This is a genomic window from Paraburkholderia sp. D1E, assembly GCF_052682275.1.
Window position 1 is genome coordinate 1,438,168 of sequence record NZ_JBQYMB010000001.1, and the last position, 15,948, is coordinate 1,454,115.

17 protein-coding genes are annotated in these 15,948 nt (G+C 61.5%); 13 read left to right on the forward strand and 4 right to left on the reverse strand.

From position 1 onward, the window contains the following. Window positions 1-13: 13 nt before the first annotated feature. The 9 genes from trpB (at window position 14) to ACUN0E_RS06765 (ending at window position 10,033) form a co-directional block, all read left to right on the forward strand. Window positions 14-1,207, forward strand: a complete 1,194-nt coding sequence (gene trpB, locus ACUN0E_RS06725) for a tryptophan synthase subunit beta (RefSeq protein WP_445566046.1) — start codon at window positions 14-16, stop codon at window positions 1,205-1,207. Between the two features lie 11 nt (window positions 1,208-1,218). Then, window positions 1,219-2,136: a DNA-methyltransferase gene (locus tag ACUN0E_RS06730; protein ID WP_445566047.1), complete on the forward strand. Its 918-nt coding sequence runs from the start codon at window positions 1,219-1,221 to the stop codon at window positions 2,134-2,136. A gap of 32 nt (window positions 2,137-2,168) precedes the next feature. After that, the gene (gene trpA / locus ACUN0E_RS06735) at window positions 2,169-2,981 is read left to right on the forward strand and encodes a tryptophan synthase subunit alpha (protein ID WP_408340114.1); all 813 of its coding nucleotides are present in this window, start codon (window positions 2,169-2,171) and stop codon (window positions 2,979-2,981) included. Between the two features lie 80 nt (window positions 2,982-3,061). Next, window positions 3,062-3,934, forward strand: coding sequence for an acetyl-CoA carboxylase, carboxyltransferase subunit beta (accD, locus tag ACUN0E_RS06740; RefSeq protein WP_211611824.1), 873 nt, complete (start codon window positions 3,062-3,064; stop codon window positions 3,932-3,934). 162 nt (window positions 3,935-4,096) lie between these two features. After that, on the forward strand, window positions 4,097-5,407 hold the full coding sequence (gene folC / locus ACUN0E_RS06745; protein ID WP_445570390.1) for a bifunctional tetrahydrofolate synthase/dihydrofolate synthase: 1,311 nt from the start codon (window positions 4,097-4,099) through the stop codon (window positions 5,405-5,407). Between the two features lie 29 nt (window positions 5,408-5,436). Beyond that, a complete protein-coding gene (locus tag ACUN0E_RS06750; protein WP_445566048.1) occupies window positions 5,437-6,351 on the forward strand; it encodes an SPOR domain-containing protein in 915 nt (304 codons plus the stop codon). Window positions 6,352-6,358: 7 nt separating this feature from the next. After that, window positions 6,359-6,853, forward strand: coding sequence for a CvpA family protein (locus tag ACUN0E_RS06755; protein WP_408340118.1), 495 nt, complete (start codon window positions 6,359-6,361; stop codon window positions 6,851-6,853). Between the two features lie 136 nt (window positions 6,854-6,989). After that, complete coding sequence (gene purF, locus ACUN0E_RS06760) at window positions 6,990-8,537, forward strand: amidophosphoribosyltransferase (RefSeq protein ID WP_408231096.1); 1,548 nt, start codon at window positions 6,990-6,992, stop codon at window positions 8,535-8,537. A 305-nt stretch (window positions 8,538-8,842) separates the two neighbouring features. Beyond that, a complete protein-coding gene (locus ACUN0E_RS06765) occupies window positions 8,843-10,033 on the forward strand; it encodes an O-succinylhomoserine sulfhydrylase (RefSeq protein ID WP_408391974.1) in 1,191 nt (396 codons plus the stop codon). 73 nt (window positions 10,034-10,106) lie between these two features. Here ACUN0E_RS06765 and ACUN0E_RS06770 read toward each other — a convergent pair whose 3' ends face one another. Both ACUN0E_RS06770 and ACUN0E_RS06775 read right to left on the reverse strand, forming a co-directional pair. Further along, window positions 10,107-10,880, reverse strand: a complete 774-nt coding sequence (locus tag ACUN0E_RS06770; protein ID WP_445566049.1) for a helix-turn-helix domain-containing protein — start codon at window positions 10,878-10,880, stop codon at window positions 10,107-10,109. A gap of 31 nt (window positions 10,881-10,911) precedes the next feature. Continuing rightward, the gene (locus tag ACUN0E_RS06775; protein ID WP_408208184.1) at window positions 10,912-11,253 is read right to left on the reverse strand and encodes an FKBP-type peptidyl-prolyl cis-trans isomerase; all 342 of its coding nucleotides are present in this window, start codon (window positions 11,251-11,253) and stop codon (window positions 10,912-10,914) included. A gap of 188 nt (window positions 11,254-11,441) precedes the next feature. Here ACUN0E_RS06775 and ACUN0E_RS06780 point away from each other — a divergent pair, with 188 nt between their 5' ends. The 3 genes from ACUN0E_RS06780 (at window position 11,442) to ACUN0E_RS06790 (ending at window position 14,486) form a co-directional block, all read left to right on the forward strand. Then, the gene (locus ACUN0E_RS06780; RefSeq protein ID WP_445566050.1) at window positions 11,442-12,248 is read left to right on the forward strand and encodes a sensor histidine kinase; all 807 of its coding nucleotides are present in this window, start codon (window positions 11,442-11,444) and stop codon (window positions 12,246-12,248) included. A gap of 91 nt (window positions 12,249-12,339) precedes the next feature. Beyond that, complete coding sequence (locus ACUN0E_RS06785) at window positions 12,340-13,683, forward strand: hemolysin family protein (RefSeq protein ID WP_445566051.1); 1,344 nt, start codon at window positions 12,340-12,342, stop codon at window positions 13,681-13,683. 80 nt (window positions 13,684-13,763) lie between these two features. Further along, window positions 13,764-14,486, forward strand: coding sequence for a sulfite exporter TauE/SafE family protein (locus tag ACUN0E_RS06790; RefSeq protein ID WP_408231083.1), 723 nt, complete (start codon window positions 13,764-13,766; stop codon window positions 14,484-14,486). Window positions 14,487-14,513: 27 nt separating this feature from the next. Here ACUN0E_RS06790 and ACUN0E_RS06795 read toward each other — a convergent pair whose 3' ends face one another. Continuing rightward, the gene (locus ACUN0E_RS06795; RefSeq protein WP_408231080.1) at window positions 14,514-14,648 is read right to left on the reverse strand and encodes a hypothetical protein; all 135 of its coding nucleotides are present in this window, start codon (window positions 14,646-14,648) and stop codon (window positions 14,514-14,516) included. Between the two features lie 55 nt (window positions 14,649-14,703). After that, window positions 14,704-15,438, reverse strand: a complete 735-nt coding sequence (locus tag ACUN0E_RS06800) for a TetR/AcrR family transcriptional regulator (RefSeq protein WP_408231077.1) — start codon at window positions 15,436-15,438, stop codon at window positions 14,704-14,706. Between the two features lie 57 nt (window positions 15,439-15,495). On the opposite strand from ACUN0E_RS06800, the gene ACUN0E_RS06805 reads away from it, so the two are divergent. Continuing rightward, complete coding sequence (locus tag ACUN0E_RS06805; protein ID WP_445566052.1) at window positions 15,496-15,945, forward strand: nuclear transport factor 2 family protein; 450 nt, start codon at window positions 15,496-15,498, stop codon at window positions 15,943-15,945. The last annotated feature ends 3 nt before the right edge of the window (window positions 15,946-15,948 follow it).

Here is a 15,948-nt window from a genome sequence, read left to right on the forward strand (position 1 = left end):
AAGAGTGATCACCATGTATAACTTGCCTGACGAAAGAGGCCATTTCGGCCAATATGGCGGCGTGTTCGTCGCTGAAACGCTGGTTCACGCACTCGACGAGCTGCGTGCCGCGTACGAGAAATATCAGAAAGACCCGGAATTCGTCGCCGAATACGAGCGCGAACTGAAGTATTTCGTGGGTCGTCCGTCCCCGATTTATCACGCACAACGCTGGAGCGAAATGCTCGGCGGCGCGCAGGTTTTCCTCAAGCGTGAAGATCTGAATCACACCGGTGCTCACAAGATCAATAACGTGATCGGCCAGGCGCTGCTCGCGAAGCGCATGGGCAAGCCGCGCGTGATCGCGGAAACCGGCGCGGGCCAGCACGGTGTGGCAACCGCGACCATTGCGGCGCGCTTCGGCATGGAATGCGTGGTCTACATGGGCGAGGAAGACGTGCGCCGCCAGGCCGCCAACGTGTACCGGATGAAGCTGCTCGGCGCGACCGTCGTGCCCGTGTCGTCCGGCTCGCGCACGTTGAAAGACGCGCTCAATGAAGCGATGCGCGACTGGGTCACCAACGTCGAAAACACGTTCTACATCATCGGCACGGTGGCGGGACCGCATCCGTATCCGATGATGGTGCGCGACTTCCAGCGCGTGATCGGCGACGAGTGCAAGGTGCAGATGCCTGAGCTGGTCGGTCGCCAGCCGGACGCCGTGATTGCGTGCGTTGGCGGTGGTTCGAATGCAATGGGTATCTTTTACCCGTACATTGACGACACTTCGGTGCAGTTGATTGGCGTCGAGCCAGCCGGCGATGGGCTCGAAACCGGCCGGCACGCCGCCTCGCTGATCGCCGGCACGCCGGGTGTGCTGCACGGTAACCGCACGTATCTCCTGCAAGACGAGAATGGTCAGATCATCGAGACGCATTCGATCTCGGCCGGCTTGGACTATCCGGGCGTCGGCCCTGAGCACGCGTGGCTGAAAGACAGCAAGCGCGCGCAATATGTCAGCATCACCGACGAAGAAGCGCTCAAGGGCTTCCACGATTGCTGTCGTATCGAAGGCATTATTCCGGCACTGGAATCCAGCCATGCGCTGGCTTATGCCGCGAAGCTCGCGCCGACGTTGCCGAAGGACAAGGTCCTTCTGGTCAATCTGTCGGGCCGCGGCGACAAGGACATGCATACGGTCGCCGAGCGATCGGGCATTCAGTTCTGAGCGCCGCGACGATGCGCGACGAGTTCGACGAGCCGCAACCGGCGCTTGAAACTACCCCGGCCGCCGAGGTAGTGGCGGTCGAGGCACCTGCACTGCTTTTACCGCAGGTGCCCGCCGGTATCCGGCTGTTGAACCGCGATTTTCTGACCGATGTGGCGAACATCCCCGACGGGTCGATCGACCTGATCCTTTGCGATCCGCCTTATGGGCTCGGCAAGGATTATGGCAACGACTCCGACATGCGCTCCGGCGAGGATTTCCTCGCCTGGACGCGTGGCTGGCTCGAGCTGGCTATTCCGAAGCTCAAGCCGTCGGGCTCGCTGTATATCTTCTGCACGTGGCAGTACGCACCGGAAATCTTCAGCTTCCTGAAGACAAAACTCACGATGATCAACGAAATCATCTGGGACCGGCGCGTGCCGAGCATGGGCGGAACGGTGCGCCGTTTTACCTCGGTGCACGACAACATCGGCTTTTTCGCGGTGTCGAAAGATTATTTTTTCGATCTCGATCCCGTTCGCATCCCGTACGATGCCGTCACGAAGAAGGCGCGTTCGCGTAAATTGTTCGAAGGTAGCAAGTGGCTGGAGCTTGGCTATAATCCGAAGGACGTCTGGTCGGTATCGCGACTGCATCGGCAACATGCCGAACGCGTTGACCATCCGACCCAGAAGCCTCTGGAAATCGTCGAGCGGATGGTGCTGGCAAGTTGTCCGAAGGGCGGGCGCGTGCTCGACCCGTTCATGGGCAGTGGCACCACCGCAGTCGCTTGCGCTCGACAGCAGCGCGAATTCGTCGGCTATGAGATCAATGAAAGTTACTGCGCAATAGCGCGCGAACGCGTTAGCGCGGCCGCGTCGACGCCCGCTGCCGCTCGCAAAACCCGCAAGATTGCGGGCAAGGCTGAGCAGCAAACCGAGGCGGAATAAGCGCGTAGTAGCCCAAAATCCGAGAATATTCCATGTCCCGTATCAAGAACACATTTGCCGCGTTGTCCGCCCAGGGTAAGAAAGGCCTGATTCCGTTCATGACGGCCGGCGATCCGGATCCGGCGCGCACGGTCGAATTCATGCACGCGCTCGCCGCCGGCGGCGCCGACGTGATTGAACTAGGTGTGCCTTTTTCCGACCCGATGGCCGATGGCCCGGTGATCCAGCAATCGTCCGAACGCGCTTTGGCGCATGGTGTGTCGCTGCGCCACGTGCTGGCCGACGTGAAGCGCTTCCGCGAAACCGACGACAAGACGCCGGTGGTGCTGATGGGCTACGCCAATCCGATCGAACGCATGGGTACCGAAGCGTTTGCCAAGGCGGCGAAGGAAGCAGGGGTAGATGGTGTGCTGGTTGTCGATTATCCGCCCGAAGAATGCGCTAACTTCGCTGAACAGATGCGATCTTCGGGCATCGATCCGATTTTTTTGCTTGCGCCCACTTCCACGGATGAACGCATCGCAGAAGTCGGCAAAATCGCCAGCGGCTACGTCTATTATGTGTCGTTGAAAGGCGTGACCGGTGCGGCAAATCTGGACGTTTCCAGCATCGCGAGTAAAATCCCGGCCATCAAGTCGCGCGTACCCCTGCCGGTGGGCGTCGGTTTCGGCATCCGTGACGCGCAAACGGCGCGTTCGGTGGCGGAGGTTTCCGATGCCGTCGTGATCGGCAGCCGTATCGTGCAATTGCTCGAACAAGCGGCGCCCGAAGCCGCCGCCGAGACGCTCACGCGCTTCATCGCTGAAGTGCGCGAGGCGCTGGATAGCGTCGCGACTGCCCGATAACAGTTAATTTTGTCGTCTGTAGTGTGAGCGGCGGGTTCGTCCCGCCGTTTGCGCAACCGTTGACCCCAGAAGGATTCAATATGAGCTGGCTCGATAAGCTGCTGCCGCCGAAAATCAAACAAACCGACCCGAAGAGCCGCAAGGGGATTCCGGAAGGCTTGTGGATCAAGTGCCCGTCGTGCGAAGCCGTGCTTTACCGCAATGACGTCGAGGCCAATCTGCACGTTTGCCCGAAGTGCGACCATCACATGCGCATCGGCGCGCGTGAGCGGCTCGACGGCCTGCTCGATCCGGAAGGCCGCTACGAAATCGGCCAGGAAATCGTCCCGGTCGACGCGCTCAAGTTCAAAGACAGCCGCAAGTACCCGGATCGCCTGAAAGAGGCAATGGACGACACCGACGAAACCGACGCGATGGTCGTCATGGGCGGCGCCATCCACACGCTGCCGGTGGTGGTCGCGTGCTTCGAGTTCTCGTTCATGGGCGGCTCGATGGGCTCGGTGGTCGGCGAGCGTTTCGCGCGCGGCGCGCAGAATGCGCTCGAACAGAAAGTGCCGTTTATCTGCTTCACCGCTTCGGGCGGCGCGCGGATGCAGGAAAGCCTGTTGTCGCTGATGCAGATGGCGAAGACCACGGCCATGCTGACCAAGCTCGCCGAAGCCAAGCTGCCGTTCATTTCCGTGCTGACCGATCCGACCATGGGCGGCGTGTCGGCAAGTTTCGCGTTCCTGGGCGACGTGGTGATCGCCGAGCCGAAGGCGCTGATCGGCTTTGCCGGCCCGCGTGTGATCGAGCAAACCGTGCGCGAAAAGCTGCCGGAAGGCTTCCAGCGCGCCGAGTTCCTGCTGACGAAGGGCGCGGTCGACATGATCGTCGATCGTCGCAAGCTGCGTGAAGAGATCGCACAATTGATGGCGCTGTTGAGCCATCAGCCGGCGGACGCAGTCGCTTAAGTCACAACGCGGTCCGATTCAGCGCCGTGCCTGTTCAGACACGGCCGCGGTCAGAAAAGCAGTCAAAAAATAGCGCGCCGCGAGAGTCATCAAGCGGCGCGCTGTCATTTCCGGGATAATCACGATCTCGCAACGCAGCACAGCATGGCTCAGATTCACTCGATGACCACATTCCCCACCCTCGACGCGTGGCTCACGCACCTTGAATCCGCGCATCCGGTCGGCATCGACATGGGATTGGGACGTATCACGCAGGTACGTGACGCGATGCAGTTGTCGTTCGCGTGCCCGATCATTACGGTCGGCGGCACGAACGGCAAGGGCTCGACCTGCGCGATTCTCGAATCGATTTTGCTGCGCGCGGGCTTCACGGTCGGCTGCCACACGTCGCCGCATCTGCTGTCGTTCAATGAGCGGGCCCGAGTGAACGGCGAAATGGCCAGCGACGCGGATCTTCTGCCGCACTTCGAAGCTGTCGAAGCCGCGCGCTTGAGTCTCGCCGAACCGGTCACGTTGACCTACTTCGAATTTACGACGCTGGCGATCATGAGCCTGTTCGCCTCGCGCGAGTTCGACGCGGTGATCTTCGAAGTCGGCCTGGGCGGCCGCCTCGACGCGGTCAACATTCTCGACGCGGACTGCGCGATCATCACGAGTATCGATATCGATCACACCGATTACCTCGGCGACACGCGCGAGAAAATCGCCTTCGAAAAAGCCGGCATTTTCCGCCCGGGTAAGCCGGCGATCTGCGCCGATCCAGTGCCGCCGCAAACATTGATCGACCACGCCGAAAAAATCGGCGCCGAACTGTGGCTATTTGGCCGTGATTTCCGCTATGAAGGGCAGGCAGGCAGCGAGCGCCAGCAATGGAGCTACGTGGGCCCGACGATGCGCCGTTCCTCGCTCGCCTATCCGGCATTGCGCGGCGCGAATCAGTTGATCAACACGTCGGCAGCCCTAGCGGGACTCGAAGCGCTACGCGACCGTCTACCCGTATCGGCGCAGGACATCCGGCTTGGCCTCGCCAACGTCGAACTGCCGGGGCGCTTTCAGGTGCTGCCCGGCAAGCCGGCCGTCGTGCTCGACGTCGGCCACAATCCGCACGCCGCGGCAGTGTTGACGCAAAACCTCGGCAATATGGGCTTTTTCCCGTACACCTACGCCGTGTTCGGCGCGATGCGCGACAAGGACATTGCAGGCGTTTTGTCCCATCTGAAAGGCGAAATCGACCACTGGTGCGTGACCGATCTGCCGACCCCGCGTGCGGCTTCGGCGGAAGAACTCGAAGCGGTCTTGCGCGAGCAGGGCGTAAGCGAGGGCAACGACAGCAGCGTGACGCGCTACGCAACACCGGCAGAGGCTTTCCAAGACGCGCTAAAACGAGCGTCAGAGAATGATAGAATCGTGGTTTTCGGCAGTTTCTATACGGTTGCAGGCGTAATGGCCTACCGTAAATCGCAGCAACACTGAACGGGCGCCAGGCTCGAACCAAGCGATTCATGGGAATTTTCTCGTTCGGCAAGAAAGACGACGCGCCCACCCGGCGCGGCGCAAACACCAGTTCCACTCGGGCCGCCCGTGGCGAACGCGTGGAGCGGCGAACCCGCCGCACGGAGCGCACCGTGGATGCCGATGCGATGCTGCTCGACCCTACGTTGCCTGAAAAGCAGCGTGCGCGGCGCAGGCTCGTCGGCGCGATCGCGCTGGTTGTCGCAGCGGTGGTGATCCTGCCTATGGTGCTGGATTCGCATCCAAAGCCCGTCACGGACGACATCTCGATCGACATTCCAAGCCGCCCCGCGCCGAAGGTCGCTAAGACCGACGAAGACACGCAGGCTGGCGTAGCACCGGATAACCCAGCGCCTGACGCGGCACTTGCCGCTTCCGGCCTTGCGCCGACAACGGCAGCCACGCAAGGCCAGTCCGGCGCGGCCAAACAGCAGGGCGCAGCGCCCGCAGCCAGGCCAGCTTTGAAGCCGCAAGCGCCGGCCATTGCCGCCAATACGGCGCCTGCAGCGCCCGCCAAACCGGCCAAGCCGGCCAAGCCGGCCAAACCGACCAATGCGCCCGCCACGCAAAGCGCGGCGAACGTTCCAGCTCCGAGCGAAGACAGCGCGAATACCGCCGCCGCAGGCGCGGACGCCAATTCCGGTACGCCGGCATCGCCGCCGGGCAGCCGTTTTGCCGTCCAGCTAGGCGCGTTTGCGAACGACGCCAACGCGCGTAATTGGGCCGCCAAGTTGAAAGCGGCCGGTGTGCCTGCATATACAGAACATCGGAAACAGGCTGACGGCTCGACGCTTACCCTACTGCGCGCCGGTCCGTTCGCTGACCGGGCAGCGGCTAGCGCCGCGATTGCGAAGGTTCGTGAGACCGGCTTGACGTCGGGCGCGAACAGCGGCGCCGCACAGTAAGCGAGCGATGTTCACTGCCTTCGACTACGCTGTAATGGCGGTGATCGGTTTGTCGGCCTTGCGCGGCACATGGCGCGGCTTTTTGTCCGAGGTATTCGGGCTGATCGGCTGGATCGCGGCGTTTTTCATTGCTTGCCGCTTCGTCGGTTATGTCGTGCCATTTATCCCTGCCACGTGGCCGGGCGGCGCGCTGACCCAGTGGCTTCTGGCGTTCGCGCTGCTGGTGATAGGCGTGGTGCTGGTAGCAAGCGTACTGAACGCGTTGCTGAGCCGCATTGTGCAGGCAACCGGCTTGAGCGGCGTGGACCGCTCGCTCGGTTTGATGTTCGGCCTCGTGCGCGGGGTCATTCTGGTGCTGATTCTGGTCGCCCTTGCAGGCTTGACCGAACTGCCCCAACAGGAATTCTGGCGCAACGCCTTGCTTCGACCCTATGCGGTTGAGGGCGTGCACGTAATGAAACCGCTGCTTCCCGAGACGCTCGCTGCCTACGTCCGCGTGTGACGATCAGGTGAACGGTTAGAGGGGTGCAGCAGGACTCCGGCGCAATCCGGTTGCCTCTATGCACCGTCGCGTACCGTCGCGCAGCATCTTTGGCACCGGCCGCCGTTACGAATTTCGTACCTTTGAAGGACATGCCATGTGCGGCATCGTAGGCGTAGTTTCCCATTCTCCGGTCAATCAGGTGATCTATGACAGCCTGCTGCTTCTGCAGCATCGCGGTCAGGACGCCGCCGGCATCGCGACAGCGAACGGCAGCAACTTCCACATGCACAAGGCCAACGGCATGGTGCGCGACGTGTTCCGCACGCGCAACATGCGCAGCCTGCCCGGCACGACCGGTATCGGCCAGGTCCGTTACCCGACCGCTGGTTCTGCATCGAGCGAAGAAGAGGCCCAGCCGTTCTACGTGAACGCGCCGTTCGGCATCATCCTCGCGCATAACGGCAATCTGACCAATTGGCAGCAACTGAAAGATGAGATGTTCCGCATCGATCGCCGCCACATCAATACCAATTCCGACACCGAAGTGATGCTCAACGTGCTCGCGCACGAGTTGCAGCTGTCCAGTTCGAGCCTGCAACTCGATCCGGCCGCGCTGTTCAAGGCGGTGTCGGGCGTGCATCGCCGGGTGCGGGGTTCGTACGCGATCGTGTCGCTGATTGCTGGCTACGGTTTGCTCGGCTTTCGCGACCCGTTCGGCATTCGCCCGCTGTGCCTCGGCAAGCAGGAAACGCCGGAAGGCGTCGAGTGGATCCTGGCATCGGAATCCGTCGCGATCGAAGGTATCGGTTTCGAATTTGTGCGTGACATTGCGCCGGGCGAAGCGATTTTCATCGACCTCGAGGGCAATTTGCACTCGCAGCAATGCGCGACGAATCCGAGCCTGAACCCGTGCATTTTCGAACTCGTATATCTCGCGCGTCCGGACTCGGTGCTCGACGGCGTGCCGGTCTACAACGTGCGTCTGCGCATGGGCGATTACCTCGCCGAGAAGATCAGGCGCGAATTGCCCGATGTCCCAATCGACGTCGTGATGCCGATTCCCGACTCGTCCCGTCCGGCCGCGATGCAGGTCGCGAAGAAGCTGGGCGTTGAGTATCGCGAAGGCTTCTTCAAGAATCGTTACGTAGGCCGCACCTTTATCATGCCGGGCCAGGCGATGCGCAAGAAGTCCGTGCGCCAGAAGCTGAACGCAATGGGCATCGAGTTCAAGGGCAAGAACGTGCTGATCGTCGACGATTCGATCGTGCGCGGCACCACCTCGCACGAAATCGTGCAGATGGCACGCGATGCCGGCGCGAACAAGGTGATCTTCGCTTCGGCGGCGCCGCCGGTGAAGTACCCGAACGTCTACGGTATCGATATGCCCACGCGCGGTGAACTCGTCGCACATGGCCGCACGGACGACGAAGTCGCGCGCATGATCGGCGCGGACTATCTCGTTTATCAGGACGTTGACGCCCTGAAGCAGGCGGTGCGCGATATCAACCCGGCGCTGAAGGAATTCGAAGCTTCGTGCTTCGACGGCAACTACGTGACCGGCGATATCACCACGGAATACCTCGACCGCATCGAAACCGCGCGTCTCGCACCGTCCTCGCAATCGGACCGCGACGCCGCGAGCGACGCGGCCGAGGGCGGCCCGGCACGTTCGCAACTGCATCTGCAATTGTCGGTTGGTTGAAGCAATCCCGCGTGCGGTGTGCCAAGTCATTGGCCCGCTGCACGCCATGCCGCGAGCGTGTTAGCATAATGGCTTGCGTCGATTTGATCTCAGCTTGCGGACGCGGGGCAACCCAAAACAGCTAAAGCGAATGGTGGAAAAGCCGCAGTCATCCGCCTCCGCTCCAGCTTTCCCCCGCACATGAAGCCCGCTTATGCCGACGCAAAAGCGGGCTTTTTTGTTGCTGCCGTTTGGCGTGATGCGCTCCTTTCATGTGAGCCGTAGACGCTGAATCCAGCCATGGAACATTGGAAACCAGAACGAATATGGACGACTCCCTGAACTTCGATACGCTGGCAGTCCGCTCGGGCACAGTGCGCAGCGACTTCAACGAACATTCGGAAGCGATTTTCCTGACGTCGAGCTTCGTCTTCGCGAGTGCCGCGGACGCCGCCGAAAAATTCAAGAATTCCGAAGACAACTACACTTATTCGCGCTTCACGAACCCGACCGTCTCGATGTTCCAGGACCGTCTGGCGGCGCTCGAAGGCGGCGAAGCATGCATGGCCACGGCTTCGGGGATGGCCGCGATCATGTCGGTGGTGATGTCGGTGCTGCAGGCCGGCGACCATCTGGTCAGCTCGCAAGCGCTGTTCGGCTCGACGCTCGGCATGTTCTCGCAGATCTTCAGCAAGTTCGGCATTACGACCACTTTTGTCGATCCGACCGATCTGGACGCGTGGAAAAACGCCGTGCGCCCGGAGACGAAGATGTTCTTCCTCGAAACGCCGTCGAACCCGCTGACCGAAGTCGCCGATATCGAAGCGATCAGCAAGATCGCGAAGGCGGCCAACGCGGTGTTCGTAGTCGATAACTGCTTCTGTAGCCCGGCTTTGCAGCAGCCGTTGAAGCTCGGTGCGGACGTGGTGATGCATTCGGCCACCAAGTTCCTCGACGGTCAAGGGCGTGTGCTTGGCGGCGCACTGGTCGGCTCGAAGAAATTCATCATGGAAAAGGTGTTCCCGTTCGTGCGCAGTGCTGGGCCGACCTTGTCCGCGTTCAACGCCTGGGTGCTGCTCAAGGGCATGGAAACGTTGTCGCTGCGCGTTGAAAAGCAGTCGGCGAATGCGCTCGAAATCGCACGCTGGCTGGAAACGCATCCGGCCGTGAACCGCGTGTTCTACCCGGGACTCGAATCACATCCGCAGCACGCGCTGGCGATGCGTCAGCAGAAGGCGGGCGGCGCGATCCTCTCGTTCGAGTTGAAGGGCGACACGCCCGAGCAGATGCGCGCGAATGCCTGGCGCGTGATCGACAGCACGAAGATCTGCTCGATCACCGGCAACCTCGGCGATACGCGTACCACCATCACGCATCCGGCTACGACCACACACGGTCGCGTGACGCCTGAGGCGCGAGCGGCGGCAGGTATTAGCGAAGGCTTGATCCGTCTCGCAGTGGGTCTGGAAAACGCCGGCGATATCCGCGGCGATCTGGAGCGCGGGTTGGCGGGTTAATAACGCATGGCAGATGCAGCTGGAAGAAGGAAACGCGGGCTGCCTTCTCAGGTGGCTCGCGGATTGCACAAACTCAATGGCGCAACGCGCGCCATTGACCGGGCGCTAGCCCGAAACGCCGCGTGAAAGCGTGCGTGTAGGCGCTCTGATCTCCAAAGCCGATTTCCAACGCGATATCGCTGAGCGACAGGCGTGGATCGGACAGCAAGCCAAGCGACGTATCGAGCCGCAGTCGCTGCAAATAGCGATGAGGTGTTTCGCCGAAGGCGTCGATAAAAAGCTGATGAAAGCGCCGCATGCCGAAGCCGCAGTGTGCGGCAAGGTCGGCGATACGCAGTGGTTCCGACAGATGCGCGCGCAGCCAGCGGTCGATGCGCGCGAAATCAAGACCGGGCGCTTGTGTCCCGGTCATTGTGCCGGCATCGGCCACCAACGCAGCACCCAATCGTGCGGCTGCATCCCATTGAAAACGCCGGGTATCCAGATCGTCGCCTTGCGCGCCACCGGTGGCGAGCGCCGCAATTCGATGCACGAGTTGCGTGAGCGAGGGATCCACCGTCACTGCCCGCGCGTGGTCGAATAGACGTTCCGGCACGGCCAGCGAGGCGGCCGGCAGATCCAGCACCAATTGCCGGTTCTCGCCAATGCCCGCGTAGTCGTGCCGCGCCCCGGCCGGGATGAGCCAGGCGGAGCGGGCGTCGATCTGATGCGCGACGCCGTCTACCGCCATCACCATCGCGCCGTCGAGTCCGAGCACGACCTGGTGAAAGTCGTGCACGTCCGACGCTTCGACCGCGCCGTAACGGCGCAGCGAAACGCCAGGTGCGGTGACGGCGGCGTGACCCATTGGCGAAGCCCGATTACAAAACAGCGAAAACTTAGACGTCGAGCAGTTCGACTTCGAACACGAGCGTTGCATTCGGCGGAATCACGCCGCCTGCGCCACGCACGCCGTAGCCGAGTTGCGGCGGAATCGTCAGCTTGCGCGTGCCGCCGACCTTCATGCCTTGCACGCCTTCGTCCCAGCCCTTGATGACCATGCCGCCGCCCAGCACGAACGCGAACGGGTCGTTGCGGTCCTTGCTCGAGTCGAACTTCTGGCCGTCGGTCAGCCAGCCCGTGTAGTGCACGCTGACGGTCTTGCCGGCAACCGCTTCGGCGCCGTTGCCTTCAACGATGTCTTCGTATTTCAGGCCGGATTCGGTAGTCACAGTCGACATGTGTTGCTCCTTAGGTCAAATTGTAAAAACCGACATTGTAGGCGTGTTGGCGTCGTGTCGCCCAGGATTGCCGCGTGGCATGCGGTTTGCGTCCATGTTGGCTGTCCGGCCAGGCTGGTTGCGCCGGGCGGCATGCCTATAATGGGGTTTCTTTTAACATTTCATGCACCGCCTGAGAGGGCTCGATCGTGACAACGTCATCCACCGGGACCACTGGCGCAAAGCCGGTTCTTTCCGGCATCGCCGTATCCGAACGCACCGCACACCTGCGCGCGGAAACCGCGCTGTTCATGCGCGACCATGTGCTGTCGCTGGTGTCGCACGACCTGCGTGGTCCGCTGAACGCCATCCATAGCTGGGCTTACGTGCTCGAGCGCAAGCTCGATGCGAACGACCCCAATTCGCAGCGGGCCGTCACCGGAATTCGCAACGGCGTGGACCAGCAGGTGAAGTTGCTGGAAACGATCGTCGACGCCGTGCGTGCAGAAACCAAATCGCTGGCGCTCGCCTATGCGCCGTTTCCGCTGCACCCGCTGCTCGATGAAACCGTTGAAGAAGTCCGCTCCGGACTGGCTCGCGCGCGTGGCGTCGAGCTCACGCTCGAGTCGCAACTTGCTACCGAGCAGCTCAACGGCGATCGTGAGCGTCTGGCCGCCGCGCTGTGGGTGATGCTCACGTTTGCCGTCGAAGCGAGCGCGGAGGGCGCCGCAGTCACGCTGGCAACACGCGCGGACGCCACCAGGTGGTACGCCACCGTCACCTTCAATCAGAGCGCCGCTGCATTGGAGGATCATTTGGTGCCTCATTTGCTCGAAGCCTTTGCCCGCAAACAGGCGCGTGAACCGCGCGAAGCCAAACGGATCGCGTGGGTATTCGCGCTGTGCAAGCGCGTTGCGGAAGCGCACGGCGGCAGTTTCGAGCAAAGCGACGCGGCTGAAAGCGAAACGGCTACGCTCGCGTTGCATGTGCCGCTGAGTGCCACGACAGCAACGTGAGCGGTGGCTGTCGCGCGTTCCTGTACGCGATTAACTTTCACCAGGCTTTCACCCTCTATACTGACAACTTTTGTTGCCGGAGCCCTTCGCTTTGATCCAGGTTGTCGCCCTTATTGGTGCATTGTTTCTCGTTGCCCTCAACGGTTTTTTTGTCGCCGCCGAATTCGGTCTGGTGAAGCTGCGGCAGACGCGCGTGCAGAGCCTCGCGGCCCGGCATGGCATGCGTGGGCGTCTACTGGCTAAGGTGCACGGACGGCTCGACGCATATCTGTCCGCCTGTCAGCTCGGTATTACGCTGGCGTCGCTGGGGCTTGGCTGGATCGGTGAGCCGGCGTTCGCGGAACTGCTCACGCCGGTCTTCAGCCTGCTTGGCGTGGAATCGGAGAAGTTGATTCACGGCATCTCGCTGTTCTTCGCGTTCTCGTGTATTTCGTTCCTGCACATCGTGGTGGGCGAGCTGGCGCCAAAGTCGCTGGCGATTCGCGAGGCGGAGAAGGTTTCGCTGTGGGCCGCCACGCCGCTGTACGGTTTCTACTGGGCGATGTATCCGGCGATCTGGGTGCTCAACTCGAGCGCCAACGCGGTATTGAAGCTCGCAGGCCTCGACGCGGACCATGGTCACGATTCGCATTACTCGACCGACGAACTCAAGCTGATCTTGCGTGGCCGCCGCGCCAACGTCGCGACTGAGCTCGGTTCGCCGGACGGCGCATACAGCCAGGACGAATGGAACACGATTGCGCATTCGCTGGATTTTTCGCGCATGACCGTCTCCGATCTGATGCGGCCGTCCTATGAAATGGTTGGCCTGCGGCGCGATTTGCCGTTGCGCGAAAATATGCAGGTGGTGGCGCGTCACCGCTTCAGCCGCTATCCCTTGTTCGAAGATGCGTCGGGTGAGCGCGTGGCCGGCATGATCCACTTGAAGGACTTGTTGCTGGCGCGGCACGCGGGCAGCACGCTCGAGGACCTCTCCAAATATGCGCGGCCCGTGCAGTATGTGAAGCCGGACATGCCCGCGCTCGAACTGTTTCGCCGCTTTCGCAAGGGTGCGCCGCACTTCGCGCTGGTTGGCCACAAGAACTCGAAGCCGATCGGTTTCCTGACGCTGGACAATCTGCTCGGCGCGCTGGTTGGGCAGATTCACGACGAATTCCGCCAGGGCGACGCCGACTGGACGCGTATGGACGACGGCACGTTGATGGGCAAGGGCAGTTTGCCGGTGGTGTCGCTGGAACGCGCGTTGGGAATCGACATCGACGAGGGCAAGGCAGAATCGGTCGGTGGCCTCGTGATCCAGGCGCTCAACGATCTGCCTACCGAAGGGCAGCGTGTTGAATTCGATCGCTTCGACGTGGTGGTCAAGAAGATGAAGGGGCCGCGGATCGTGCTCGTACGCGTTTATCCGAAGACCTTCGACGATGAAGGCGGTTGAAGGGCTTCCGTGCTGAGCCCGTCCCAAGTCTATTGAAACATTGCTCGAGTAAAATTGCCGTCCATACCACCGGGGGCGACATGGGATATTTGCTGGTGCTGTGCGTCGGTTTGCTTGCTGGCACGTTGAGCGGTGTGATCGGCACGGGCTCGTCAATGATGCTGATGCCCGTTCTCGTGATGCTGTTCGGACCGCAGCAGGCGGTGCCGATCATGGCGATCGCCGCAATCATGGGCAACTTCGGAAAGATCATTGCGTGGTGGCGCGAGATCGACTGGCGGGCTTGCGGCGCTTATTGCGTGACTGCGGTTCCGGGCGCCGCGCTGGGTGTGCGGACGCTTCTTGCGTTGCCGCCGCATGCGGTCGAACTCGCGTTGGGGCTGTTTTTTGTCGCGATGGTGCCGACCCGGCGCTGGCTGGCGCGGCGAGCGATCAAGTTTTCTTTGTGGCAGCTTTCGCTGATCGGCGGCGTGGTGGGTTTTCTCACCGGCATCGTCGTTTCTACCGGGCCGATCACAGTGCCCGTGTTTATGTCGTATGGCCTTGTTAAAGGCGCCTTTCTCGCGACCGAAGCGGCTGGCTCACTGGCTGTCTACGGCACCAAAGTCGCGGTTTTCAATCATTTCGGCGCATTGCCATTGCATGTGGTGATCGACGGTTTGATCACGGGCTCGGCACTCATGATCGGCTCCTTTTCCGCGCGGCTGATTGTGGTTCGGATGAGCCCTGCGGTTTTCAAGCTTGTCGTTGACGGGTTGATGTTGTCTTCGGGCGTTTCGTTGCTGTGGGCAGCAGGGCGATAGGGGTTTTTTTGCGAGAGGCATGAAACGTCACTCGACCGACGCCTCAAACACCCGCCCGGCGATCACCCGCAAGAGTCGGCCACGCAAAGCGAGCGCCTCTGCCCGTGGCGCGAGCGGCGCGGCCATTTGCACTTCGATCGATGTCAGCTGATTGCGCGGCACGCCCGGTTCGGATACTCGGCCAGTCGATCTGCATCGGCGCTCCAGTCGGGTCTGATTATTTGCGGGTGGATGTTACCCGGCTTTTATCTGGCGTCAGCGCTCCGACCATGCGCTCAACGAGCTTCAACGCTTCGGCTTTCAATGCGGCGGGATCGTCTGCGCCATCGAGCAATTGCGCCGCTTCGCACACCATGCTGCCGATCATGCGCGCGGCGAGGTATGCCTTTGCTTTTTCATTGCCAGTGGCCTGGTTCGTCAGCGCGCCGATAAGCAGACCGTAAACGTGCGCTTCTTCGATCTCTCGGCACCGCGCCGGGCCGAGCACGGCGGGCGCGGTTTCAATGACGAGTTGCCGATAGGCGGGTTCGGTGCAGACCTCCAGAAATTCGCGAATGCCCGCGCTCATCCGCCTGGCTTTCGGAGCGGCCTCGGCTGCGGATTGGACTTGGGATGCGGCCCTCGCCTGCAGAGATTCGATCAAGGCATCGAACAGTTCAGCTTTGTCGGCGAAGTGGTGATAGAAGGCGCCACGCGTCACGCGTGCGCTGCGCGCGATGGCTTCTATCCCGACCTGCTGGTAGCCCTGCGAGGTGAATAGCTCGCCCGCAGCGGTGATGAGCGCCTGACGGGTCGCGTCCGCGTATTCCTCGCGACGGGATTTGGGGGTTGGACCTGCTGTCGGCATCGGGTTCGTTTTTTTAGCCCTTGATTTTTCACATTCTGATTGTAGTATACATACACGGTGTATGTGAAAATCATATTGTATGTTTTGATTGCCATGGGCTTCCATACGGATGAGTAGGCAAACAGCACCGTAGGTAAGCAACCCATTCAGGAGCAAACCCACATGACGTCAGCAGAAAAATACCTCCCGCCTACAGCGGAACAGTTAGCCAATGCCAGGACAGCCGTGCAACGCTTCGCCGCAGAGTGGCAAAACCCTGTCGCCGATAACCTGGAGCCTCTCATGCATGAGGACACTCGAAACCTCATCCCGCCCATGACAGAACCGGCCGACAGGAAAGGCGTGATCGAACACTTCCGTCAGGTCCTGACCCAACTCCCTGACTTGAAAGTAGACGTCCTTCAATGGGCGCCCACTGGCGACGCCGTCATGATCGAATGGCAGGCATCAGCCACCGTGGCCGGACAGGCGCTCAATTGGCAGGGCGTCGACCGCTTCAACCTGCGCGGTGACCGCATGTACAAAGGGCAGGTGTATTGGGACACACGGCGGGTGGCGGAACAGATGGCCGAAGCGGTCAAACGCGCGCAGCAAGGCGGCTCAGAGGGGTGATCC

Excerpts from the sequence above, each read along its gene's own strand:
- trpB (WP_445566046.1), top strand. The coding sequence starts at position 14 with ATGTATAACTTGCCTGACGAAAGAGGCCATTTCGGCCAATATGGCGGC.
- ACUN0E_RS06730 (WP_445566047.1), top strand. The coding sequence starts at position 1,219 with ATGCGCGACGAGTTCGACGAGCCGCAACCGGCGCTTGAAACTACCCCG.
- trpA (WP_408340114.1), top strand. The coding sequence starts at position 2,169 with ATGTCCCGTATCAAGAACACATTTGCCGCGTTGTCCGCCCAGGGTAAG.
- accD (WP_211611824.1), top strand. The coding sequence starts at position 3,062 with ATGAGCTGGCTCGATAAGCTGCTGCCGCCGAAAATCAAACAAACCGAC.
- folC (WP_445570390.1), top strand. The coding sequence starts at position 4,097 with ATGACCACATTCCCCACCCTCGACGCGTGGCTCACGCACCTTGAATCC.
- ACUN0E_RS06750 (WP_445566048.1), top strand. The coding sequence starts at position 5,437 with ATGGGAATTTTCTCGTTCGGCAAGAAAGACGACGCGCCCACCCGGCGC.
- ACUN0E_RS06755 (WP_408340118.1), top strand. The coding sequence starts at position 6,359 with ATGTTCACTGCCTTCGACTACGCTGTAATGGCGGTGATCGGTTTGTCG.
- purF (WP_408231096.1), top strand. The coding sequence starts at position 6,990 with ATGTGCGGCATCGTAGGCGTAGTTTCCCATTCTCCGGTCAATCAGGTG.
- ACUN0E_RS06765 (WP_408391974.1), top strand. The coding sequence starts at position 8,843 with ATGGACGACTCCCTGAACTTCGATACGCTGGCAGTCCGCTCGGGCACA.
- ACUN0E_RS06770 (WP_445566049.1), bottom strand. The coding sequence starts at position 10,880 with ATGGGTCACGCCGCCGTCACCGCACCTGGCGTTTCGCTGCGCCGTTAC.
- ACUN0E_RS06775 (WP_408208184.1), bottom strand. The coding sequence starts at position 11,253 with ATGTCGACTGTGACTACCGAATCCGGCCTGAAATACGAAGACATCGTT.
- ACUN0E_RS06790 (WP_408231083.1), top strand. The coding sequence starts at position 13,764 with ATGGGATATTTGCTGGTGCTGTGCGTCGGTTTGCTTGCTGGCACGTTG.
- ACUN0E_RS06800 (WP_408231077.1), bottom strand. The coding sequence starts at position 15,438 with ATGGAAGCCCATGGCAATCAAAACATACAATATGATTTTCACATACAC.
- ACUN0E_RS06805 (WP_445566052.1), top strand. The coding sequence starts at position 15,496 with ATGACGTCAGCAGAAAAATACCTCCCGCCTACAGCGGAACAGTTAGCC.